The organism is Paenarthrobacter sp. PAE-2 (genome assembly GCF_026013155.1).
Lineage (GTDB): Bacteria > Actinomycetota > Actinomycetes > Actinomycetales > Micrococcaceae > Arthrobacter > Arthrobacter ureafaciens.
The window spans coordinates 114,182-136,662 of record NZ_JAPDNV010000004.1; the positions used below are offsets into that span (position 1 = coordinate 114,182).

General features: G+C 64.7%; 24 protein-coding genes. 20 read left to right on the forward strand and 4 right to left on the reverse strand.

Annotation, left to right across the window (positions count from 1 at the left end; genetic code table 11):
• Window positions 1-2: 2 nt before the first annotated feature.
• A complete protein-coding gene (locus OCL88_RS03655; RefSeq protein ID WP_264961656.1) occupies window positions 3-1,157 on the reverse strand; it encodes a pyridoxal phosphate-dependent aminotransferase in 1,155 nt (384 codons plus the stop codon).
• Between the two features lie 34 nt (window positions 1,158-1,191).
• Between OCL88_RS03655 and truB the strand changes: the two genes are divergently transcribed.
• From truB to OCL88_RS03695, 8 genes are all read left to right on the forward strand, one after another.
• The gene (gene truB, locus OCL88_RS03660; protein ID WP_264961657.1) at window positions 1,192-2,157 is read left to right on the forward strand and encodes a tRNA pseudouridine(55) synthase TruB; all 966 of its coding nucleotides are present in this window, start codon (window positions 1,192-1,194) and stop codon (window positions 2,155-2,157) included.
• 2 nt (window positions 2,158-2,159) lie between these two features.
• The gene (locus tag OCL88_RS03665) at window positions 2,160-2,513 is read left to right on the forward strand and encodes a hypothetical protein (protein WP_021472631.1); all 354 of its coding nucleotides are present in this window, start codon (window positions 2,160-2,162) and stop codon (window positions 2,511-2,513) included.
• Window position 2,514: 1 nt separating this feature from the next.
• Window positions 2,515-2,979: a hypothetical protein gene (locus OCL88_RS03670; protein ID WP_264961658.1), complete on the forward strand. Its 465-nt coding sequence runs from the start codon at window positions 2,515-2,517 to the stop codon at window positions 2,977-2,979.
• 83 nt (window positions 2,980-3,062) lie between these two features.
• Window positions 3,063-4,046: a bifunctional riboflavin kinase/FAD synthetase gene (locus OCL88_RS03675; protein ID WP_264961659.1), complete on the forward strand. Its 984-nt coding sequence runs from the start codon at window positions 3,063-3,065 to the stop codon at window positions 4,044-4,046.
• Window positions 4,047-4,202: 156 nt separating this feature from the next.
• Entirely contained in the window at window positions 4,203-4,472 is a 270-nt protein-coding gene (gene rpsO, locus OCL88_RS03680; protein ID WP_021472634.1) for a 30S ribosomal protein S15, read from the forward strand.
• A 233-nt stretch (window positions 4,473-4,705) separates the two neighbouring features.
• Window positions 4,706-6,955, forward strand: a complete 2,250-nt coding sequence (locus OCL88_RS03685) for a polyribonucleotide nucleotidyltransferase (protein ID WP_264961660.1) — start codon at window positions 4,706-4,708, stop codon at window positions 6,953-6,955.
• Window positions 6,956-7,030: 75 nt separating this feature from the next.
• Window positions 7,031-8,374: a M16 family metallopeptidase gene (locus OCL88_RS03690; protein ID WP_264961661.1), complete on the forward strand. Its 1,344-nt coding sequence runs from the start codon at window positions 7,031-7,033 to the stop codon at window positions 8,372-8,374.
• A gap of 19 nt (window positions 8,375-8,393) precedes the next feature.
• Window positions 8,394-8,849: a DUF1579 domain-containing protein gene (locus OCL88_RS03695; RefSeq protein ID WP_264961662.1), complete on the forward strand. Its 456-nt coding sequence runs from the start codon at window positions 8,394-8,396 to the stop codon at window positions 8,847-8,849.
• Here OCL88_RS03695 and OCL88_RS03700 read toward each other — a convergent pair.
• Both OCL88_RS03700 and moaA read right to left on the reverse strand, forming a co-directional pair.
• Window positions 8,846-9,112 carry a MoaD/ThiS family protein gene (locus OCL88_RS03700; protein ID WP_264961663.1) on the reverse strand — a complete coding sequence of 89 codons (267 nt, stop codon included), beginning with the start codon at window positions 9,110-9,112 and terminating at the stop codon, window positions 8,846-8,848. The two genes, OCL88_RS03695 and OCL88_RS03700, sit on opposite strands and share 4 nt — an antisense overlap.
• Before the next feature lie 4 nt (window positions 9,113-9,116).
• Window positions 9,117-10,244, reverse strand: coding sequence for a GTP 3',8-cyclase MoaA (gene moaA, locus OCL88_RS03705; RefSeq protein WP_264961664.1), 1,128 nt, complete (start codon window positions 10,242-10,244; stop codon window positions 9,117-9,119).
• A gap of 165 nt (window positions 10,245-10,409) precedes the next feature.
• Between moaA and OCL88_RS03710 the strand changes: the two genes are divergently transcribed.
• The 9 genes from OCL88_RS03710 (at window position 10,410) to OCL88_RS03750 (ending at window position 18,051) form a co-directional block, all read left to right on the forward strand.
• The gene (locus OCL88_RS03710) at window positions 10,410-11,144 is read left to right on the forward strand and encodes a response regulator transcription factor (protein ID WP_264961665.1); all 735 of its coding nucleotides are present in this window, start codon (window positions 10,410-10,412) and stop codon (window positions 11,142-11,144) included.
• Window positions 11,131-12,321: a sensor histidine kinase gene (locus OCL88_RS03715; RefSeq protein WP_264961666.1), complete on the forward strand. Its 1,191-nt coding sequence runs from the start codon at window positions 11,131-11,133 to the stop codon at window positions 12,319-12,321. The genes OCL88_RS03710 and OCL88_RS03715 overlap by 14 nt, the downstream gene beginning before the upstream one ends.
• Complete coding sequence (locus OCL88_RS03720) at window positions 12,318-13,922, forward strand: molybdopterin-dependent oxidoreductase (RefSeq protein WP_410868069.1); 1,605 nt, start codon at window positions 12,318-12,320, stop codon at window positions 13,920-13,922. The genes OCL88_RS03715 and OCL88_RS03720 overlap by 4 nt, the downstream gene beginning before the upstream one ends.
• A 66-nt stretch (window positions 13,923-13,988) precedes the next feature.
• Window positions 13,989-15,203 (forward strand): gephyrin-like molybdotransferase Glp, encoded by a 1,215-nt coding sequence (gene glp / locus OCL88_RS03725; protein ID WP_264961667.1) that lies wholly within the window; start codon window positions 13,989-13,991, stop codon window positions 15,201-15,203.
• Complete coding sequence (moaC, locus tag OCL88_RS03730) at window positions 15,191-15,775, forward strand: cyclic pyranopterin monophosphate synthase MoaC (RefSeq protein WP_264961668.1); 585 nt, start codon at window positions 15,191-15,193, stop codon at window positions 15,773-15,775. The genes glp and moaC overlap by 13 nt, the downstream gene beginning before the upstream one ends.
• On the forward strand, window positions 15,772-16,275 hold the full coding sequence (locus OCL88_RS03735) for a MogA/MoaB family molybdenum cofactor biosynthesis protein (protein ID WP_021472645.1): 504 nt from the start codon (window positions 15,772-15,774) through the stop codon (window positions 16,273-16,275). Before moaC ends, OCL88_RS03735 begins: the two co-directional genes overlap by 4 nt.
• Window positions 16,265-16,720: a molybdenum cofactor biosynthesis protein MoaE gene (locus OCL88_RS03740; protein WP_021472646.1), complete on the forward strand. Its 456-nt coding sequence runs from the start codon at window positions 16,265-16,267 to the stop codon at window positions 16,718-16,720. The genes OCL88_RS03735 and OCL88_RS03740 overlap by 11 nt, the downstream gene beginning before the upstream one ends.
• A 79-nt stretch (window positions 16,721-16,799) precedes the next feature.
• Window positions 16,800-17,558 (forward strand): 4-hydroxy-tetrahydrodipicolinate reductase, encoded by a 759-nt coding sequence (gene dapB, locus OCL88_RS03745; RefSeq protein ID WP_264961669.1) that lies wholly within the window; start codon window positions 16,800-16,802, stop codon window positions 17,556-17,558.
• Between the two features lie 4 nt (window positions 17,559-17,562).
• On the forward strand, window positions 17,563-18,051 hold the full coding sequence (locus OCL88_RS03750) for a hypothetical protein (RefSeq protein ID WP_264961670.1): 489 nt from the start codon (window positions 17,563-17,565) through the stop codon (window positions 18,049-18,051).
• Here OCL88_RS03750 and OCL88_RS03755 read toward each other — a convergent pair.
• On the reverse strand, window positions 18,027-19,262 hold the full coding sequence (locus OCL88_RS03755; RefSeq protein ID WP_264961672.1) for a DUF1624 domain-containing protein: 1,236 nt from the start codon (window positions 19,260-19,262) through the stop codon (window positions 18,027-18,029). The genes OCL88_RS03750 and OCL88_RS03755 overlap by 25 nt on opposite strands.
• A gap of 118 nt (window positions 19,263-19,380) precedes the next feature.
• Between OCL88_RS03755 and OCL88_RS03760 the strand changes: the two genes are divergently transcribed.
• From OCL88_RS03760 to OCL88_RS03770, 3 genes are all read left to right on the forward strand, one after another.
• Window positions 19,381-19,725 (forward strand): hypothetical protein, encoded by a 345-nt coding sequence (locus OCL88_RS03760; RefSeq protein ID WP_166184000.1) that lies wholly within the window; start codon window positions 19,381-19,383, stop codon window positions 19,723-19,725.
• 61 nt (window positions 19,726-19,786) lie between these two features.
• Entirely contained in the window at window positions 19,787-20,698 is a 912-nt protein-coding gene (dapA, locus tag OCL88_RS03765; RefSeq protein ID WP_021472651.1) for a 4-hydroxy-tetrahydrodipicolinate synthase, read from the forward strand.
• A 27-nt stretch (window positions 20,699-20,725) separates the two neighbouring features.
• The gene (locus OCL88_RS03770; protein ID WP_264961673.1) at window positions 20,726-22,417 is read left to right on the forward strand and encodes a ribonuclease J; all 1,692 of its coding nucleotides are present in this window, start codon (window positions 20,726-20,728) and stop codon (window positions 22,415-22,417) included.
• The last annotated feature ends 64 nt before the right edge of the window (window positions 22,418-22,481 follow it).

Genomic DNA, 22,481 nt, shown 5'->3' on the forward strand with positions numbered 1-22,481 from the left:
CCTCAGGCCTTGGCGGGAAGCCGTCCGACGCCGTCGAGCAGGTCCTGTTGCTTGCCGCACAGAGCGATGCGGATCCAGCCTTCGCCGATCGACCCGAAGGCAGTGCCCGGGGCGAAAGCCACGCCGGATGAGGCCAGGAAAGCGCGGGTCCACGCCCGGACGTCCCCGCCGCTGACGTGCGAGACATCCGCCCAGAGATAGAAAGCTCCCTGCGCCCCCAGGAACGGTATGCCCTTCGCCGTGAGGATGGCCGAGGCGGCATCACAGTTGCTCCTGTAGTGGTCGCGGGCGGTGTCGACATAGTCCTGGGGCCCGGTCAGCGCCGCGAGGGCCGCGTACTGGCATGGCGACGCCACGCAGGAGACGATCGACTCCATCACGTTGTTCATCAGCTTCTCCATGCCCGGGGGACACACCAAGGCGCCGATGCGCAAGCCTGTCAGTCCGTACGTCTTGGACAACGTCAGCGACGTGAAAACGCGTGCCTGGCCCGGGACATCGCTATCGAAGCGCGCGGGACTGACATGCGGAACGTCGAAGGTGAACGCTTCGTAGCACTCATCGGAAATAATCCAGAGATCGTGCCGTACGGCCAGGTCAACCAGCTGGCGCATGGTGTCTTCCTGGATAACGGCGCCCAGCGGATTCGACGGCGAGTTGAGGATCAGCACTTTGGTCCGCGGGGTGATGAGCGCTTCGATGTCCGTGATGTGCGGCTGGAAGTCGTTCTCCGGGTAGAGCGGGTATTCGACCGGCACGGCGTGGAGGAGGCGGCTGGTCATGGCGAAGGTGGGGTACCCGGGATTGGGGATCAGGATTTCATCGCCGGGGGAGAGCAGCATGCTCATCACGAAGTGCAGGCCCTGCTGCGCCCCGTCCACGACGTAGACCCGCTCGGATCCCACGGCTACGTGCTGCGTTTCGCGGAAACGTGCGGCAAACGCCTCCCGCAGGGCGGGGATCCCGGCGTTGGGCGTGTAGTTGGTCTCGTCACGATCCAGGCACGCCATGCCCGCCTCGATCACATGCCTTGCCAGCGGGAAACCGGGTTCGCCGATGCTCAGGACCACCGCCCCGGGAGTGGCCCAGGCCGCCTCGGTGATTTCGCGGATCTGGTTGACGGGGACATCGCGGACGTGCTCGGCAAGCTGGGGCATGGGAGCCATCCTAGCCACCGATATACTGGTAAGCGTGCTTTCTGGACTGGTGATCGTTGACAAACCGCAGGGATGGACCAGCCACGATGTGGTTGGCCGGATGCGGCGGCTGGCAGGTACCCGGAAAGTGGGGCACGCGGGCACGCTCGATCCCATGGCCACGGGTGTCCTTGTCCTTGGCATAAATAAGGCCACGCGGCTACTGACGTACATCGTGGGTACCTCCAAGACCTACACGGCCACCATCCGACTGGGCGAAACCACTATCACCGACGACGCCGAGGGCGACGTTACCGAGACGCGGACCGCCGTCGATGTCACCGATGCCGCCATCGCTGCCGGCGTCTCTGCCCTGACCGGCCCCATCCAGCAGGTGCCCAGCAGCGTCAGCGCCATCAAGGTCAACGGCGAACGGTCCTACGCCCGCGTCCGCTCCGGCGAGGAAGTCAAGCTTGCCGCCCGTCCGGTGACCATCCATCGCTTCGATGTCCACGGCATCGAAAGGATCGACGGCGGCAGGGTAGTGGACGTCGACGTCACGGTCGAATGCTCGTCCGGCACGTACATCCGCGCCTTGGCGCGGGACCTGGGAAATGCGCTCGGGGTCGGGGGCCACCTGACGAAGCTTCGGCGGACCCAGGTTGGCCCGTACACGATCGACCAGGCACGGACACTGGAACAGCTTGCCGAAGACCTTGAGGTTCTGGAGATGTCCGCCGCGGCACGGTCGCTGATGTCCAACCGCGACTTGAGCGAAGACGAGGCAACGGAGATTTCCTTCGGTCGCCGCATCGCCGCCGGACCCGGCGCGGGGACCCCGGAGGCTGCCACGGTGGAGAATCCCGCCGCGGCCTTCGCGCCGTCGGGCGAACTGGTTGCCCTCCTGGCGGACACGGGAGCCTTTGCAAGACCGGTGCTGGTCTTCGCGCCGGGAACCGGGGCGGCGGCCCCGGCGGCCTCGGCTGCTGCCCCTGACGCGGGAACGGAGAGCAACAACTGACAATGGACGGATACTTTTACTCCATCCTCATAGTGGGCCTCATCTCCACGATCATGTGTGTTGTGGCCGGCCTGATGAAAAAGGCGCCCAACGACGCCACAATTTTCTCCGTCCTTGCCGTGGAGCTGGCCCTGCTGGTCTACCTGGTGGGTTCCATCGTGCGGGTCGCCATGGGGGAGCAGATCGCGGGGGAGCCCTGGGAGTTCTGGGGCTACCTCGCAACAGCCCTCATAGTTCCCGTGGGCGCTGTGTACTGGTCCATCCTGGAACGCACCCGCTGGAGCAACTTTGTCCTGGCCGCCGTGGGCGTCACGGCTTTGGTGATGGCTGCCCGCATGAACCAGATCTGGTACTGACATGAAGGAAGAACACATCGTGACTGGGATTGAGTCCGAAACCGCCGGAACCGGTCAGAAGGACACCCGTAACACCGGCCCAGGACGGTTGTTGATTGCCGTGTACGGTGTCTTTGCCCTCTCGGCGACAGCGCGTGCGGGCTACCAGATCGCTACCAAGTTCTCCGAAGCTCCGTTGGCGCATCTGTTGTCGGCGTTTGCCGCCGTCGTGTACATCGTGGCCACCGTATCGCTCGCCAAGCCGGGACGAACCTGGTTCAAGGTTTCGCTGGCCGCTGTCCTCGTTGAACTTATCGGGGTGCTGGTCGTGGGGGCGATGAGCCTGTTCGATCCCGTGGCCTTCCCGCATGACACCGTGTGGTCGGTCTTCGGACGCGGCTACGGCTTCGTGCCGCTCGTGCTGCCCATCCTGGGACTGCTGTGGCTGAACCGGCGCAGGCCGTCGGATTCTCCGTCCCGGGCCTGAGGCGTATTGCGGGTAACCTTAGATTGTTCCGGCGCCGGATGGTTGCCGGGTGCAACGAAAATCAGCAGTAAAAGGCGAGGTTGATGGTCCACATTTGGAACGATCCCACCGAGGTCCCGCGCGACTTCGGCCCAACAGTCGTTACCATCGGCAACTTTGACGGCGTTCATCGCGGTCATCAGCATGTCCTCGCGCAAGTCACCCAGACCGCCCGGCGGCACAACATCCCCGCAGTGGCAGTGACGTTCGATCCCCACCCGGCGCAGGTCCACCGTCCGGAGTCTGCCCCCGAGCTGATCATGGGACTGCAGGATAAGCTTGAGGCTTTGGGCTCCACCGGCTTGGATGCGGTGTTGGTGATGAAGTACACCCTGGAGCTCGCCGCCATGACCCCGCTGGAATTCGTGCGGGACGTGCTGGTGGAAGGCCTTCATGCCGAACATGTGGTGGTGGGCCACGACCTCCGCTTCGGTGCCGGTAACGGCGGAGACGTCGGCACCATGCAAGAGCTGGGGGAGAAGCTGGGGTTCAGCGTCCAGGTAGTCAACGAGTACGGAGCCGGCGGCTTCCCCCTCCATCACGACGGCGACGCGGACCGCCGGTGCTCCTCGACGTGGGTGCGCGAAGCATTGTCGCAAGGCGACGTCGTCACCGCCGCAGCGGTCCTGGGGCGCCCGCACCGTATGCGCGGCGAGGTGGTCCATGGTGCCGCGCGGGGCCGCGACCTTGGTTTTCCTACCGCGAACCTGTCCCATGATTCCACCGGGTACGTTCCCGCCGACGGCATCTACGCCGGCTGGCTGATCGATGAATCCGGGACCCGTTGGCCTGCAGCGATCTCCGTCGGTTCCAATCCCACGTTCGACGGTGTGAGCCGCCAGGTGGAGGCCCACGTGATAGACCGCCCCCGGGAAGCGGTGGAGGACTTCGACCTTTACGGGCAAACGGTGGCGGTGGAATTCACCCGGCGCCTGCGGGGCATGGTGGCCTACCAAGGGCCGGAAGCCCTGGTGGAACAAATGAACCTCGACGTCGCCCAAGCGCACGAGTTGCTGGTGCGGGGTTAGCGCTTTCGACAACAACACTGACCTGCCGGTAAACTGATGAGTGGTTCCGGCCGCAGTCCGTGGCAGCTGGACCTGTTTTTGTGTGCGGCGACGCACCCAAGGCAACCCGCCAGCGAAGTGTTGGGCGGGAAGCACGGCACAACTCTAGGAGTTCACGTGGCACTTGACGCCGCTGTAAAGCAGTCCATCATCAAGGAATACGCAACCTCTGAAGGCGACACCGGTTCGCCCGAGGTCCAGGTTGCAGTCCTGACTCAGCGGATCAAGGATCTGACTGAGCACATGAAGCAGCACAAGCACGACTTCCACACCCAGCGCGGTCTCCTCGCCCTGGTTGGTCGCCGCAAGCGCATGCTTTCCTACCTGAAGGACACCGACATCGCCCGCTACCGTTCGCTCATCGAGCGTCTCGGCCTGCGCCGCTAGTCTGCCTTGGCGGCCCGGTCCTTCGCGGAGCGGGCCGCTTTCTTCACCACAATTAAAAACAGGAATCAACCGCATCGCGCATTCGCGGTCCTCGGTAGTGATTCCCGGGAGGGGCGTCGTTTGACGCTGCAGCCCGTGGATCTCGATCGATGACCGGGTGTCGTACAGGCCAGTAATAAAGAAGGGGCCTGGGTTGGTGCGGCGACTTCCGCCAACAGAAACGGAGGTGACCCATGGAGGGTCCCGAAATCCAGTTCTCAGAAGCCACAATCGACAACGGCCGCTTCGGCAAGCGCGTTATCCGCTTCGAAACCGGCCGCCTCGCCAAGCAGGCTGCCGGCGCGTCGATGGTGTACATCGACGACGACACCGCGCTTCTCTCCGCAACCACCGCAGGCAAGCAGCCGCGCGAAGGTTTCGACTTCTTCCCGCTGACCGTTGACGTCGAAGAGCGCATGTACGCTGCCGGACGCATCCCGGGTTCGTTCTTCCGCCGCGAAGGCCGTCCTTCCACGGAAGCCATCCTGGCCTGCCGCCTGATGGACCGCCCGCTGCGCCCGGCCTTCGTCAAGGGCCTCCGCAACGAGGTTCAGATCGTCGTCACCGTCCTGGCCATCAACCCGGACGAGCTCTACGACGTCGTTGCCATCAACGCTTCTTCCATGTCCACGCAGCTGTCCGGCCTGCCGTTCTCCGGTCCGATCGGCGGCGTCCGCGTTGCGCTCATCGCTGACGAGCAGGGTTCCCAGTGGGTGGCCTTCCCCAAGCACTCCCAGCTTGAGAACGCCGTCTTCAACATGGTTGTTGCCGGCCGCGTAGCTGGTGACGACGTCGCCATCATGATGGTCGAGGCAGAAGCCACGGACAACTCCTGGGATCTCATCAAGGAACAGGGCGCTACCGCTCCCACCGAAGAGGTTGTCTCCGAGGGCCTTGAGGCTGCGAAGCCGTTCATCAAGGCACTGTGCGACGCGCAGGCAGACCTGGCAGCCCGCGCTGCCAAGCCGACCGTTGAGTTCCCCGTCTTCCTTGACTACCAGGACGACGCTTACGCCGCTGTCGAGGCCGCTGCCGCCGAGAAGCTCGCCGCTGTCTTCCAGATCGCGGACAAGCAGGAACGCGACAACGCCTCCGACGAACTCAAGGACGAAGTCCTGGGCTCGCTCGCCGCCGAATTCGAAGGCCGCGAGAAGGAACTGTCCGCAGCATTCCGTTCGGTCACCAAGCACGTCGTCCGCCAGCGCATCCTGAAGGACCAGATCCGCATCGACGGCCGTGGCCTGACGGACATCCGCCAGCTGACCGCCGAGGTTGAGGTTCTGCCCCGCGTGCACGGTTCGGCCATCTTCGAGCGCGGCGAGACCCAGATCATGGGTGTCACCACGCTGAACATGCTGAAGATGGAACAGCAGATCGATTCGTTGTCGCCGGTGACGCGCAAGCGCTACATGCACAACTACAACTTCCCGCCGTACTCCACCGGTGAAACCGGCCGCGTGGGTTCCCCGAAGCGCCGCGAAATCGGCCACGGTGCACTCGCTGAGCGCGCCCTGGTTCCGGTCCTGCCCAGCCGCGAGGAATTCCCCTACGCCATCCGCCAGGTATCCGAGGCCCTTGGCTCCAACGGTTCCACCTCCATGGGTTCGGTGTGTGCTTCGACGCTCTCCATGCTGAACGCCGGCGTGCCGCTGAAGGCTCCTGTGGCAGGCATCGCCATGGGCCTCGTTTCGGACCAGGTTGACGGTCAGACCCGCTACGCAGCCCTGACCGATATCCTCGGTGCCGAAGACGCCTTCGGCGACATGGACTTCAAGGTTGCCGGTACCTCCGAGTTCGTCACGGCCATCCAGCTGGACACCAAGCTCGACGGTATCCCGGCATCGGTCCTGGCAGCAGCCCTGAAGCAGGCCCGCGAAGCCCGCCTCCACATCCTCGAGGTCATCAACGCCGCAATCGACACCCCGGACGAGCTCTCCGAGTTCGCACCGCGCGTCATCGCCGTGAAGATCCCCGTGGACAAGATCGGTGAAGTCATCGGCCCCAAGGGCAAGATGATCAACCAGATCCAGGAAGACACCGGCGCGGATATCTCCATCGAGGACGACGGCACGGTCTACATCGGCGCGACGAACGGCCCGTCTGCAGACGCAGCACGCTCTGCTATCAACGCCATCGCCAACCCGCAGGTTCCCGAGGTCGGCGAACGCTACCTGGGCACCGTGGTGAAGACCACCACGTTCGGCGCTTTTGTCTCCCTGACTCCGGGCAAGGACGGCCTCCTGCACATCTCCGAACTCCGCAAGCTGGCCAACGGCAAGCGTGTGGACAACGTTGATGATGTTGTTTCCGTGGGCCAGAAGGTCCAGGTTGAGATCACCAAGATCGACGACCGCGGCAAGCTCTCCCTCTCCCCGGTTGTGGCCGAGGAAGAAGCAGCTTCCGGCGACGCACCGGCGGAGACCGCTGAAGAGTCCGCAGAGTAGTCTGCAAGCAGTACCCTGAAAGGGCCGGTGGGCCGTAAAGTCCACCGGCCCTTCCGGCTTATCTGAAAGGTTTTAATGACTGTCGTACCCTTGCCCTTGGAGCAAACACTTCCCGGCGGCGAACTGATTCACGGAGCCGAAGGCGGCTCTGTCGTGAGGCGTTCCGTCCTGCCAGGCGGCGTCCGGGTGCTTACCGAGGCAATGCCGGGCCAGCGCTCTGCCACCATCGGGTTCTGGGTCGCAGTTGGTTCGCGCGACGAGGCCGAGGGCCAGCATGGTTCAACGCACTTCCTGGAGCACTTGTTGTTCAAGGGAACCAAGCGCAGGACCGCACTGGAAATAGCCTCGGCGTTCGACGAGGTGGGTGGCGAGTCCAACGCGGCGACCGCGAAGGAGAGCACCTGCTACTTCGCGCGGGTGCTGGACTCAGACTTGCCCATGGCCATCGACGTCATTGCCGACATGATCACGGGCGCCGTCCTCGACCCCGCGGAACTTGAGCAGGAGCGCGACGTCATCCTCGAAGAGATCGCCATGGACAGTGACGATCCAACGGACGTCGCCCACGAGAAGTTTGTGGCGGCAGTTCTGGGGAGCCACCCCCTGGCCCGCCCTATCGGGGGAACGCCCGATGCCATCAAGGCCGTCGCCCGGGACTCCGTATGGGCGCACTACCAGCGCTACTACCGTCCGGAGGAGCTGGTGATTACCGCTGCCGGAGGCCTGGACCATGACGTCGTGTGCGATCTTGTCCTGAAGGCGCTGCAGGCGGCGGGATGGAATCTCGACCCCGGGGCAGCTCCCGTCGACCGCCGTCCCACCGATCGTGCCGTCATTACCGGCACAGCGGGACTGCACGTCGTGAAGCGCCCGGTGGAGCAGGCCAACATCATCGTGGGCTGCCCTACGATCGTGGCCACGGATGACCGCCGCTTCGTCATGAGCGTGCTCAACGCCGTCCTCGGCGGCGGGATGTCCTCCAGGCTGTTCCAGGAAATCCGGGAGAAGCGCGGGCTCGTCTATTCAACGTATTCCTTCTCAGCGGCCTACGCCGATGCCGGATACTTCGGCATGTACGCAGGCTGCACCCCCTCCAAGGTCCGCCAGGTCCTCGAACTGCTGGGCGTGGAGCTGGACAAGCTCGCGGCCGACGGCATCACGGAGGAGGAACTGCGCAAAGCAGTGGGCCAACTGAGTGGTGGCATCGTCCTGGCCCTGGAGGACACCGGTTCGCGGATGTCCCGCCTTGGCCGGGCCGAGCTGGTCTCCGGAGAGTTCCAGGATATCGACGAGACTCTGGAACGTATCCGGGCGGTCACGGTGGACGAAGTCCAGGAACTCGCCAAAGAGCTCGCCGCAGCGCCGCGAACCATCACCGTCGTGGGACCCTTTGACGAGAACGAAACGTTCGGGTTCTAAAGCAACCGCTGGAGTCGCCGTGGACACACCAAAGAACGCCGCAGAGGTCCTGCGCCCCTTCCTGGGGCGCTGGCGGGGCATCACGGAGATAGCGTCCTCGGCGTGGGGGCCGGCACGTACGGCTGAGGCCGAGGCTGTGTTCACGGCTGCAGCCGGCGGGCATGCCGTCGTCCAGAGCTACAGGCACAAGGAGCCGGGCGGCGCCCACCTTGAAGGCCACGGGATGTTCACGGTGGATCCGGTGCACGGCGGCACCCTGTGGTACTACGTGGACAGCCGTGGGCATGCGCCCTCAGCGCCGGTCCGCGGCCACTGGACATCGGGCATCTTGGGTTTCGAGCGGCGAACGGCCGACGGCGTGGCCCGCCACACGTTCCGCGTGGAAGAAGGAACCCTGGTTCACACCGCGGAACTGCGCCTGGAAGGCAGAACCGCGTTCAGCCCGCTGCTCAAGAGCGTCTTCCGGAAGGCCTAACCGCCGGCGAAAGGCGGCAGGACGTCGATGACGTCCTCCACTCCCAGCGGCGCGGAGTGGTCTCTGACGGCAACCTCATTCCTCAGGAAACTGCTCCTTGCCACAATCCGCGCAAGCGTCGGGGTGCCTTCGGGAGGCTGGGGACGTTCGACGGCGAGCGCCGCTTCCAGCAAGGCTTCCAGGCTGGTGCCTTCCGGAAGGTGGTGGATTTCTTCTTCAACGCCTGCCGCGGCGCGCGCGGCAGCGAAGTAGCGGACGAGCAAGGTATCAGCCTCCGATTGCGCTCATGCTGCGGTCAGGTTGCACGAAGTCAGGTGCACCCAGGCCCGTGTGGTCCATGCCGTGGGCCTTGGGCTTGACCCACATCGCGTCCTGCCACCGTTCGGCGAGTTGCTGGTCCGTTGCTCCAGCGCGGAGGAGGCCCAGAAGGTCAAACTCTTCGTGGGAGAAGAGGCAGCTCATGATCTTGCCTTCGGCGGTGATCCGGGTCCGGCGGCAATCGGCACAGAACGGTTCGGTGACGGACGCGATGATGCCCACTGTTCCGAGGACCTCACCTGACGGTTCACCGGTAGCCGCATCCCGGCGTCGTACTTCAAAACGTTCCGCCGGAGCCCCGTCGCGTTCGCGCGGATCCGCGCTCAACACGAACTCAGTCGACAACATCTCCCGGATCTCGGCGGCCGTAATCATGTTGCGGCGCGTCCAGCCGTGGTCCGCGTCAAGCGGCATCTGCTCGATGAACCGCAGTTCGTAACCACGGCCCAACGCCCATGCCAGCAGGTGCGGGGACTCGGCGTCATTGATGCCGCGCATCAGGACAGCGTTCAGCTTGACCGGTCCCAGCCCTGCTTCCCAGGCCGCATCCACGCCAGCAAGGACGCGGTCCAGGAAGGGCCGCCGGGTGAGCTTGGTGAACGTTTCCTCGTGCAGGGAGTCGAGGGAAACGTTGATGCGGGTCAGGCCCGCGGCCTTCAGGGCAGCGGCTTTCTTGTCCAGGCCGACGCCATTGGTGGTCATGGAGATGGGGAGGTCCGGATGTTCTGCGCGAAGGGCAGCAATGATGTCCACCAGGTCGGCCCGTACCAAGGGTTCGCCGCCGGTCAGGCGCAGTTCGCGGACGCCCAGGGCCCCGACGCCGACACGCACGATCCGTACGATCTCGTCCTTGGTCATGACGGCTTGCTTGGAGAGCCACTCAAGTCCCTCGGCGGGCATGCAATAGGTACACCGAAGATTGCATTTGTCGGTCAGGGAAAGCCGCATGTCGGTGGCGCGGCGTCCGTAACGGTCCCACAACCCCGTCGGCACATCGGCGGGCCGCGGGGGCGGAACCTGTCCCGTTCCTGCCGTGCCGCCCGAGGGAAGCGGCGGCATGCCCAGCTGAACACTCATGAATTCAGGCTACGCCACCGGGACGTGATGCGTGACACCAGTTCCACTCAGCGGACTCTCCGGAAGCGCTCAAGCCACCTTGCCAGTTCTTACAAAATCCCTACGCTTTGGCCCCAGGGACCCAATTCCCGTGCTGGGAGGGTCCGGCGAACCTATGCTGAAAATGTGAGCACAAATGCGGCAACACCCGAGGCGGAGCCCGGCAACCGCCGGATCCTCCTGGTCGAGGACGAGGAAACAATCGCCGGCGTCGTGCGGGATTACCTGACCCGGGCCGGCTTCCAGGTAGACCTCGCCGCTGACGGTTTCACGGCCCTTAAGCTGGCGGCGGAGCGTCAGCCCGACCTGGTGCTCCTGGACCGCATGCTCCCCGGGCTGGACGGTGTGGAAGTGTGCCGCCGCTTGAGGGTGGCCATGAGCGTACCGGTGATCATGCTTACCGCTTTGGGAACCGAGGACGATCGGATCCTGGGATTGGAGATGGGTGCCGACGATTACGTCACGAAACCCTTTTCACCCCGCGAACTGGTCCTGAGGGTCAAGTCCGTGCTGCGGCGCAGCATCAAGGAGTACTCTCCTGAGCCGACCGTGGAGTTGGCCGGCTTCGTGCTGGATCCTGCGTCCCGCACAGTCACCCATCACGGCGCGGCCTTGACCTTGACCGTGCGTGAGTTCGACCTCCTGGCGTTCCTCCTGCGGCGGCCCAACCAGGTGTTCAGCCGGGAGGAACTCATCAAAGCGGTGTGGGGCTGGGACTTCGGCGACCTCTCCACAGTGACGGTCCATGTGCGCCGGTTGCGCGAGAAGATCGAGGAGAATCCCACCAAGCCTGAACTCTTGAAGACCGTATGGGGAGTTGGCTACCGGTTCGATTCAGGAGCCGGGCATGCAGGGCACTGAACTGGCCACCATCCTTGGCTGGGTGCTCCTGTGGGCATTGGTTATTGGCGCTTTCACGCTCTTCCTGCTCCGGCTCCTGCGCCGTGCGTCTGTACTGGCGCAGATCTGCCTGGTGGTGGTGGGCACCGTGGCAGTCCTGGTGGCCGGCATGGTCAGCGCGTTCAACGCCATGGTCATCTCGGCAAGGGACCTCGAAATCATTTGGTACATCCTGGCCGTGGCCTCGGTGGTTGCGGTGGTGCTGTCCTTGATGCTCGGAGTCGGGGTTTCCAGGAATGCCTCGCGCCTGGTGGAGGCCGCGCGGAGGATTGGACGGGGTGAAACGTTGGAAGCAGGGGATGGCGCGGAGCGCGCTGCTCCGGCCATGACCTCCGAACTCGCCCGGCTGGCACAAGAGCTGGAAGCGAGCAGCCGAAGCCTGGCCGAATCACGGCGCCGGGAAGCGGCCGTGGAGGCTGCGCGCCGGGAGCTGGTTTCCTGGATTTCGCATGACCTCCGGACGCCGCTGGCAGGTATCCGTGCCATGACCGAAGCACTCGAGGATGGCATGGCCGCCGACGTACCGGGTTACTACCGGAAGATCATCGGACAAACAGAACAAATGACGGCGATGGTCAACGACCTCCTGGAGCTTTCCAAAATCCAGGCAGGGTCACTCCAGTTGCGGGCCGAAGCCCTTGACCTTTACGACCTCGTGAGCGATGCGCTTTCCGATCTCGCGCCCTTGGCCGCCGGCCGCGGTGTGACCCTCGACGGCGGCGGCGACCGGGAGTGCATGGCAGTGGCTGACGGTCCCAGCCTGGCCCGGGCCTTGCGTAACGTGCTGCATAACGCGGTCATCTACACGGGCAGCGGCACGGAGGTCCACGTCTCGGTAGGGCGCGAGGACGGATACGCCGTAGTGGCTGTCCAGGACCAATGCGGCGGGATTCCGGAGGAGGACATCCCGCACTTGTTCGAAACCGGGTGGCAGAGGGACCCATCACGTGGCGCGCCGGCGGGGCTCCAGGGTATGTACAGCGGCGCGGGGATCGGGCTGAGCATGGTTGCCGGAATCGTCAAGGCGCACGGCGGAACGGTCCAGGTGCAGAACGTCGACGGCGGTTGCCGCTTTGCGCTGGCCCTGCCGGCAGGAGAGTCCGCTGGAGCCGGCGCACACCAGGGAGGGACACCATGAAAGTAACGGACACCACGAAAGGGCCGGGCACTATGAAAGGGCGCGACGCCGTGAAGGGCCGGGCCGCCGTCGGCAACAGTGCGTGGTGGGCCGCGTGCGCCGGCGTGGTCTCCGGCGGAGCAGGCATCGCGGCAGGCGAGGTGACGGCAGCATTTCTCAGCCCGCTCGTCTCACCGGTCACGGCCCTTGGGGGAGCGGTCATCGACGCGGTACCGCCGGTCGTCAAGGACGTGGTCATCCGGCTTTTCGGCACGGCGGACAAGATCGTGCTGGTGGTGTCCATCGTCGTGTGTGCTGCCATCCTGGCCGCTGCCGCCGGGGTGCTCGAACGCCGGCGGACCGGGTGGGGACTCGCACTGGCGGGGCTGGCCGGCGTCGTCGGATTGACGGCCGTCCTGACCCGGGCGCAGTCCACCCCGCCGGCGGCTTTCGCCCCTGTGCTTGCGGCCGTCGTGACCATGCTGGTGCTCCGGGCGTTGATCCGCCGCTTGGACGCGTGGGACCGGCCGGTGGAGGCTGCGCCCCGCACATCCCTGGCCCGCCGCAGCTTCCTCAACGCCTTGGGCGGCTGGTCCATGGCAGCAGTAGCCGCCGGAGCGGTGACGGCCGTCCTTACCCGGGCGACCGCCGTCGCGTCCGGGTTCCGCGGGTCCATGACCCTCCCGAGGCCCGCCACAACGCCGCAAACGATTCCAGCCGGGGCCTCGCTCCCGGTGGAGGGCATCAGCGCCTTGGTCACGCCGAACCCCGACTTCTACAGGATCGACACCGCACTGACCATACCGGCCATTGACCCGCCGTCTTGGAAGCTCAAAGTCACAGGGCTCGTTGAACGCGAGATCGAGATCGACTTTGCGACCCTCCTCGCCAAACCCATGACGGAGCGGCACATCACCATCGCCTGCGTATCCAACGAGGTGGGCGGGGACCTGATTGGCAACGCGCTCTGGCTCGGTTGGCCCGTCAGGGAGCTGCTGGCGCTCGCCGTTCCAAAACCGGGGGCGGACATGGTCCTGTCCACGAGCAACGACGGGTGGACTGCCGGCACGCCGCTTGAAGCGCTCACCGATGACAGGGATGCCCTCCTCGCCGTGGGCATGAACGGCGAACCGCTGCCCCTCGAACACGGATTCCCGGTTCGCCTGGTGGTCCCTGGCCTGTACGGATTCGTCTCCGCAACCAAGTGGGTCACCGAATTGAAGGTCACACGCTTCGGGGACGAAAAAGCCTATTGGACAACACGCGGGTGGAGCGACCGGGGTCCCATCAAAACCCAGTCGCGGATCGATGTGCCACGCAGCGGGCGGACCACCACAGCAGGGACTGTACAGTTCGGCGGGGTCGCCTGGGCCCAGCACCGGGGCGTCAGCCGGGTGGAATTGCGTGTCAACCGCGGGGACTGGAAAGTGGCTGAGCTTGCTCCCGGGATCTCCGCCGACACCTGGTACCAGTGGAAATTGGCCTTGGACCTCGCCCCCGGCGACTACGAGGTGCAGGTCCGGGCGACGGACTCCGCCGGCGAACCGCAGGTCGAGAAGCGCTCGTCCGTAGCTCCCGACGGCGCCACGGGTTACCACACCATCAACGTGAAGGTCGCCTGAGGCCCTACGCTGGGTAGGTCCGGATCGTACGGACCTGAGAATGACCCTGAACACAGGAGGACGCCCGTGCCAAGATCCGTTGCTGCCCACCGCGGCGCCGTCGTGGAACTGCTCGCCAGGCAAGCAGCCCGGAAAGGCACCGAGGAACTGCCGCTGCTGGATGCCCTAGGAAGAGCGCTCGCAGCAGACCTGCGGGCACCGGTGTCGCTGCCGCCGTTCGCCAACTCCCAGATGGACGGTTTTGCCGTTTTCGCGGCGGATATCCCCGACGGCGGCGCGGAGCTCAGGGTGGGCGCGCCGGTTCCGGCCGGTGCCGGGCCTGCGGCACTGAAACGTGGCTTTGCCGTTCCCATCATGACCGGCGCCATGCTTCCCCAGGGGGCAGACGCCGTCGTCCCGATCGAGCGGGCGGTTCCTTCAGTGTTTCCTGCCGCCGGCGCGGTTGATGCGCTGGTCCGGCTTCCTGCCACGGCTCCCGGGACCTTCATCCGGGATGCCGGAAGCGACATCGCAGAAGGTGCCTTGGCGTTGGCAGCCGGGACATCACTGGGGCCGGCGCAACTGGGCTTGCTGGCGGCGCTCGGTCTGACGAGTGTGGAAGTGCGTCGTCCCCTGCGGGTACTGCTGGTCACCACCGGCGATGAGGTCGTAGAACCCGGGAATCCGCTGGTGACGGGCAAAATCTACGACTCCAACGGAACGCTTCTGGAGGCGTCCATGCGCCAGGCTGGGCTTGAGGTGGTGCGGAACGGAATCTCCGACGACGATCCTGCCGGGCTGCTCGATGTCCTGCGGAAGCACACGGACAACGGAAGTGCCGTGGATCTTGTGGTCACTACCGGCGGGGTCAGCAAAGGCGCGTACGAGGTGGTGCGCCAGGCAATGGCAGGCGAAGACGTCGAATTCGTGCCCGTGGCCATGCAGCCGGGCGGGCCGCAGGGAATCGGAACGTTCAACGACGTCCCTTTCCTGGGCTTTCCCGGGAACCCCGTCAGTTGCCTCGTGTCGTTCGAAATGTTCCTCCGGCCTGCGCTATCGGAAGTCCTCGGTGCGCCGAGGCCCAGGCAGATGCTGCCGGCACGTCTCGCCGAACCGTTGACCTCGCCCAAAGGAAAGCACCAAGTGCGGCGCGGGATCATCGAAAACGGTGTAGTCCGTCTTGAAGGCGGCGCTGGTTCGCACCTCGTCCATGCGCTGGCCCGCTCCAACGCATTGATCCAGGTGCCCGTCGACGTCACGGAATTACAAGCAGGAGACGAAGTGGAAGTATGGGTGCTGTGAACCAAACTTCCCATGAATCCGGTGGCCTGACACACCTGCGCCAGGACGGTACGGCCCAGATGGTTGATGTCTCTGACAAAGCTGTCACCACCCGCGAGGCCACAGCCGCAGCAACAGTGCGGAGCACGCCCGAGGTTCTTGCCCTCCTTGGTGCGGGCGAACTGCCCAAGGGCGATGCCCTGGCGGTTGCACGCGTCGCCGGAATCATGGCAGCCAAGAAGACTCCCGAGCTCATTCCGTTGTGCCATCCGCTGCCCATCTCCAAAGTCACCGTGGATTTTGAACTGGGGCGGGATGCTGTCCAAATCCTCGCCACGGTCAAGACCCGGGGCGTGACCGGAGTCGAGATGGAAGCCCTGACGGCTGCTTCGGTGGCCGCGTTGAGCGTCTACGACATGATCAAGGCTGTGGACAAGCACGCGGTCCTCACAGACATCCATGTGCTGGCCAAGAGCGGCGGCAAGAGCGGCAGTTGGAGCCTTGGGGGCCAACCGGGAGTCACTGGAACTTCCGATGCTGCAATATCCAGCGCCGGGGCTGCTGCCAACCCTTCCGCGGGAGGACAGGCATGAGCGCCTGCGAGCCTGGCGCGCACGGACCCCGGAAGGCCGGCGTCGTGATCGCCTCCACGCGAGCGGCGGCCGGAACCTACCGTGACGGGACAGGCCCGGTCATCCAGGATTGGCTGGCGGAGCACGGCTTCGATGTATTTCCGACCATGGTGGTACCGGACGGTGAGCCGGTGGGCGCGGCGCTGCGTGCGCTCCTGACCCAAGGGCCCTCGGTGATTATCACCAGCGGCGGGACGGGACTCAGCCCGGACGACCATACGCCCGAGATGACCCTGCCACTCCTGGACCGCGAAATCCCGGGAATCATGGAAGGGATCAGGCGTGCAGGCAGCGAAAAAACACCCATGGCCATGCTGAGCCGCGGCCATGCCGGGACCGCCGGCAAGACCTTCATCATCAACCTCCCCGGTTCGCCGAAAGGGGTCATGGACGGTTTGTCCGTGCTGGACCCGCTTCTCGGACACCTTTGTGAACAATTGGAAGGAAACCATGGCCACTGAAACAGACTTCGAAGTTGTCAGTGCAGTGCTCAGCGCCGAGCCGATCTCCGTGGACCAGGCTATAGCCGCCGTCGAATCCGATACGGCCGGGGCCGTAGTCAGCTTTAGCGGCGTGGTACGCAACCACGACGGCGGCAAACCCGTGGACCGCTTGAGCTACAGTGCGCATCCCACTGCCCACCGCACCATGTCCGAGGTAGTGGCCGCGCTCGTGGCCGAGCATTCCGGAGAGGCCCAACAACCCGTCCGGATCTGGGCCGCGCACCGCGTGGGCTCCTTGGAAGTCGGAGACCCCGCCTTGGTGTGCGCCGTGGCTGCCGCGCACCGTGGGCAGGCCTTTGCCGTCTGCGCCGAGCTGGTTGACCGGATCAAGGCCCAGGTGCCCATCTGGAAGGAACAGTTCTTCAGCGACGGCACCGTGGAATGGGTCGGCGCGGGGGAGTAGCCGGGGCTCTGCCTGGCAGACGTTCGCCGGCCTGGTAACGGTTCCGTCCTGTCCGGGCCCCGGCGGTAGTGTTGATGCCATGACCGAACAACTTGCCGTAGCAGTACTTGGCGCCCGCGGGCGCATGGGAATCGAAGCCGTCAAAGCTGTTGAAGCAGCCGAGGACATGAAGCTGGTAGCCGCCCTTGGCCGCGGCGATTCCTTGGAGAGGCTGCTTGAGGCAGGAGCGCAGTACATCGTGGACCTGACAGTCCCCGACACCACCGAAGCCAACGTCCGGTTCGCCGTCGAGCACGGCATTCACGCCGTCGTTGGAACCACGGGATGGGACGCGTCACGCTTGGACTCCCTGCGCGAATTGCTGGAGCAGCAGCGGGGCACCGGCGTCCTGATCGCTCCGAACTTCGCCCTCGGGTCGGTACTGGCATCTGCGTTCGCCGCCAAGGCGTCGAAGTACTTCGAATCGGTGGAAATCATTGAGCTGCACCACCCCAACAAGGTGGATGCCCCCTCGGGAACAGCAGTACGGACAGCGCAGTTGATCGCTGAGGCACGCAAGGAAGCGGGTCTGCCGTCCAGCCCGGACGCCACGGAGTCCGCCCTTGAGGGAGCCCGGGGATGCGACGTGGACGGAGTCCGAGTGCACAGCGTCCGCCTGCGCGGCCTGGTGGCACACCAGGAGGTGCTCCTGGGCGGCCCCGGCGAGCAGCTGACCTTGCGTCACGACTCCTTTGACCGTGCCTCCTTCATGCCCGGTGTCCTGCTGGGCCTGCGCAAGGTTGCTGCCCACCCCGGCCTTACTGTGGGCCTTGACGGGTACCTGGACCTGGGGCTTTAGGAGCATGTCGAACTTCTGGCACGCCCTCAAGAACAACAGGACCAAGATCTGGGTTGGCGCCATCACCCTGCTGCTGGTGCTGTACTTGGTGGTTTCCCTGCAACGCTCGTTGTTGCTGCTGGGGGACCCCAACCCCGTGGCCAAGGGGATAGGTGCGGCCTACCTCGTCCTGCCCGTGGTTGGTGCGTGGGCGCTGATCCGCGAGCTGCTCTTCGGTGCGCGGACCGAACAGATGGCCAAAGTCCTCGAAGCCGAGGGCGGCCTTCCGGTGGATAACCTGCCGCGCACTCCGGGCGGAAGGATCGTCCGCTCCGCGGCGGACGCTGAATTCGAAAAGTACAAGGCCGAGGCCGAGGCAGCCCCGGAGGACTGGCGCTCATGGTTCCGACTCAGTTGTGCGTATGACGCTTCGGGTGACAGGAAGCGCGCCCGGGCATCGATGCGCGACGCCGTGAAACTGTTCCGCGATCAGTCGACGGCCGCCGGGCGGTAGCTCCCCAGACGTGAGGCCTGGTGGGCCAGCCACTCCAAGGGTCCGCGGCGGCGGAGCAGTGCAAAGACGGCACCTACGGCGATCACTGTGAGTGCCTGCGCCCAGTACATGCTTTCGTTCGTCCAGCCGCTTGGAAGGGGCTGGTCCACAAACCAGGACACCGCCCACACATGGAGCGAATACAGCGTCAGCGTCATGGCTCCCGGACCGCTGAGGACCAGCAGGAACCGTACGCCAATCCTTTCCGACCAGCTGCCCAGCAGCAGGAAGAAACCTATTGCCGCGGCGGCAGTTCCGCCGGTGTGGAGCAGGTCAAGCGTGGTTCCGGCGTGTGGTGATGAGGTGGCCAGCCACCACAACGAGTCCGTTTGGCGCAGGCCCGTCAGGTTTACTTGGAGCATGCTCTCCAAGGGGTAGCCGCGGACGCCCGGCAGCGTACTCAAGGCAGCCCGCCCACCCCAGGCTTCCATGGCCAGGATGCCCAGGACTTTCGACACGATGGCCACGGCTGTTCCGACGGTAAGCAAGAGGACCTGCACCCGCTGCTTGGACAACGCGAGCCTGCCGATCAGCAAACCGAGCAGCAGGTACGAGATCCACTGGCACACGGGGTAGTAACCCGTGAAGAAGAGGTCTGCGAGGAGCGCCCCGGGGGTCTGCAGGTCTTCGACCTTGGGGTTGTGCCCTAGCTGCAAGGGCGGGTTTGCTTCAAGCAGCATCGGCCTGACGAGGTAGCCGAGGACCGGGGAGAGCAGTATCCATCCCGCCGCCCACGCACCCAGCGCCCGGACGCCAAGTCCAAGGAACGGCAGGATGCACAGGAACAGGACGGCATAGTGCACAAGAATGATGGCTACGTTGACTTCCAGCCCGCCCAGCGCCAGCCCTACGACGGCGATCACCAACGCGCGCAGCGCTACGCCACTCCTGGCGGCACCCAGCTCAGCTCCTCGGCGCGGTGCCTGTTTGCCCGTGGCGAGGGCAAGACCGACTCCGGCGAGGACCGCGAACAACGCTGACGACCTTCCGGAGAAGGTCAGGCCGATCCATGTTGGTTCCCAACCCGGTGCAGGTCCGAAGGTCGGCAGGAGATGGGTGGCCATCATGCCCAGAAGCGCGGCACCGCGCGCCGCGTCGATGCCCGTGAGACGCGGAGAGAAGTTGCGGCCCGGCGAAGCCATGCTGTTCGGCGTCGTGTCCGGGGAAGTCATGAAGTGATCGTCTCATGGCCGACGGCGGCCTGAATTATCGAAAGCTCCCCGGACGTGCCATGACGCCTCCCCAAGCCGAGGCCTTGTTTTCGAATATATGTTCGAATAATATGGCGGCATGAACGACGCTTCCCGATCCGCAGACGGCATGCGCGGGCCCATGAAGGCCATGAGTCCAGGAGTGGTGGACTTCCTGTTCAGGCAACTCGTGGCAGGCGAACCGCCCGAGGATGTGCAGTGGCGCCACGAGGGTGTGGTGCTCGGTGAACAGGCTCCCGGCGCCGAACTCGCGCGCAGGTTGACCGAGACGGACCTCGACGCCCTGACGCCACTGGAGCTGTTCGAATATGTGCGGGCCACCCAGCGGCTGGTGACCTGGGCTGAGCACCTCAAGGAGTTGGCCGTATCGCGCTACTGTTCGGAGGAGGCGGCCGGAGCCCCCGCGAGTCCCAACGTCCGGTGATGACGACCATCACGCGGGCCGCATTCCCGTAACCGGCGCGGGACAGGGTAACGTTTTTCCTATGTCTGACTCCCGCGCGCGCATTCCCGCTCTTGGTACCCTGCTGACCGCCATGGTCACCCCGTTCACCGAGGATGGCAAGGTCGACTACGACCAAGCCGCAGCGCTGGCAGAAAAGCTCGTACAGGACGGTTGCGACGGCCTCGTGGTCACCGGCACCACGGGGGAGACTTCAACCCTCACTGATGAGGAAAACCTCGGCATGTTCCGTGCCGTCAAGGAAGCCGTTGGAGGCAAGGCCGCCATCATCGCAGGAACCGGCACCAACGACACCGCACACTCGGTGCATTTGTCGCAGCGCGCCGCCCAGCTGGGTGTTGATGGTCTTTTGATCGTCACTCCCTACTACAACAAGCCCAGCCAGGCCGGCGTGCGGGCGCATTTCGAGACGATCGCTTCTTCCACGGACCTGCCCGTCATGCTGTATGACATTCCGGGCCGATCCTCCATTGCCATCGCACCCGAGACCATGATCGCGCTGGCTCAGCACCAGAACATCGTTGCCGTGAAGGACGCCAAGGCCGATTTCGCCGCCGCCACCCGGGTCATGGCTGAAACGGACCTCGTCTTCTACTCGGGCGATGACGGCCTGACCCTCCAGTGGATGGCGATGGGTGCTGCCGGCCTTGTGGGCGTCACCACGCATGTGGCCACCCGGCGCTTCCGTGAGCTCATTGATGCCATGAACGCGAACGACCTCGCGACAGCGAGGACCATCAACTTTGAATTGGAGCCCGTGGTGCGCGCAACCATGACCCGGGTCCAAGGCGCAGTAGCCGCCAAGCAGATTCTCAAGTGGCAGGGAGTCCTGCCCAACTCGGTTGTCCGTTTGCCCCTCGTGGAGCCGGACCAGGCCGAGATCGACACCATCCGCGGGGACTTGGCTGAGGCCGGAATGGACTTCAACGTCTAGGACGGTTCCGCCGGAAAGAAGCAAAATATGACCCAAACCGCCCTTCCTGGACTGGTTACTCCGCCCAAACTGCCACACGGCACGCTGCGGATCGTTCCGCTCGGTGGACTGGGGGAGATTGGCCGCAACATGGCGGTCTTCGAAATCAGCGGCAAATTGCTGGTGGTTGACTGCGGTGTCCTCTTCCCGGAAGAAACACAGCCCGGCGTCGACCTGATCCTGCCCGATTTTTCCTACATCGAGGACCGCTTGGACGACGTCGTCGGCGTTGTCCTGACGCACGGACACGAAGACCACATCGGCGCCGTACCCTATCTGCTCCGCCTCAAGGCCGATATCCCGCTCATTGGCTCCCAGCTGACCCTTGCCTTGGTGGAGGCGAAGTTGCAGGAGCACCGGATCAAGCCCTACACCCTCACCGTTACCGAGGGGCAGGTGGAACAGTTCGGCCCGTTCGAATGCGAGTTCGTGGCGGTCAACCACTCCATTCCCGACGCCCTGGCAGTGTTCATCCGCACCGAGGGCGGAACTGTGCTCCACACCGGCGACTTCAAGATGGACCAGTTGCCGCTGGACGGCCGGATCACCGATCTGCGTCACTTCGCCCGCCTGGGTGAAGAAGGTGTTGACCTTTTCATGGCCGACTCCACCAACGCCGATGTTCCCGGCTTCACCACGGCCGAAAAGGAGATCGGTCCCACGCTGGACCTGCTGTTCGGCCAGGCGCAGAAGCGCATCATCGTCGCATCCTTCTCCTCCCACGTCCACCGGGTACAGCAGGTCCTGGACGCCGCCGCCAAACACGGCCGCAATGTGGCTTTTGTTGGCCGTTCCATGGTCCGCAACATGGCTATCGCCGCCAAGCTCGGATATCTTGATGTCCCGCCGGGAATCCTCGTGGACATCAAGAACATCGATGACCTGCCGGATAACCGTGTGGTCCTCATGTCCACAGGCTCTCAAGGGGAGCCCATGGCGGCGTTGTCGCGCATGGCCAACGGCGATCACCGCGTTGAGGTGGGCGAAGGCGACACCGTCATCCTGGCTTCGAGCCTCATTCCGGGCAACGAAAATGCTGTCTTCCGCATCATCAATGGCCTGCTGAAGCTTGGGGCCGCGGTCATTCACAAGGGAACCGCGAAGGTGCACGTCTCGGGCCACGCGGCCGCTGGCGAATTGCTGTACTGCTACAACATCCTCAAGCCCTTGAACGCCATGCCCGTCCACGGTGAAACCCGCCATCTGATTGCCAACGGAAATATTGCGGCGGCATCCGGCGTCCCCACGGAGAATGTCATCCTCAGCGACAACGGCACGGTCATTGACCTGAGGAACCAGAAGGCAAAAGTCGTGGGACAAGTGGAGGTTGGCTTGGTCTACGTCGACGGCTCGAGCGTCGGCGAGATCACGGATGCCGATCTGAAGGACCGGCGCATTCTTGGCGATGAAGGCTTCATCTCCGTCATCACCGTCATCAACCGGACCACCGGCAAAATCGTTTCCGGTCCCGAAATCCATGCACGCGGTGTGGCTGAGGATGACTCCGTCTTCGACGAGATCATCCCGAAGATCAATGCCGCGCTGGAAGAAGCCGTCCTGAACCACGCTGACCACACCAACCACCAGCTGCAGCAGGTGGTCCGGAGGGTTATCGGCACATGGGTGAACCGCAAGCTGCGCCGGCGTCCCATGATCATTCCCGTGGTCCTGGAGGCATAGGCCGCCAGGCAGCCGGCAGCAGGCAACATGCAGTCCCAAGGGGGCCTGAAATCCGCGGATTTCA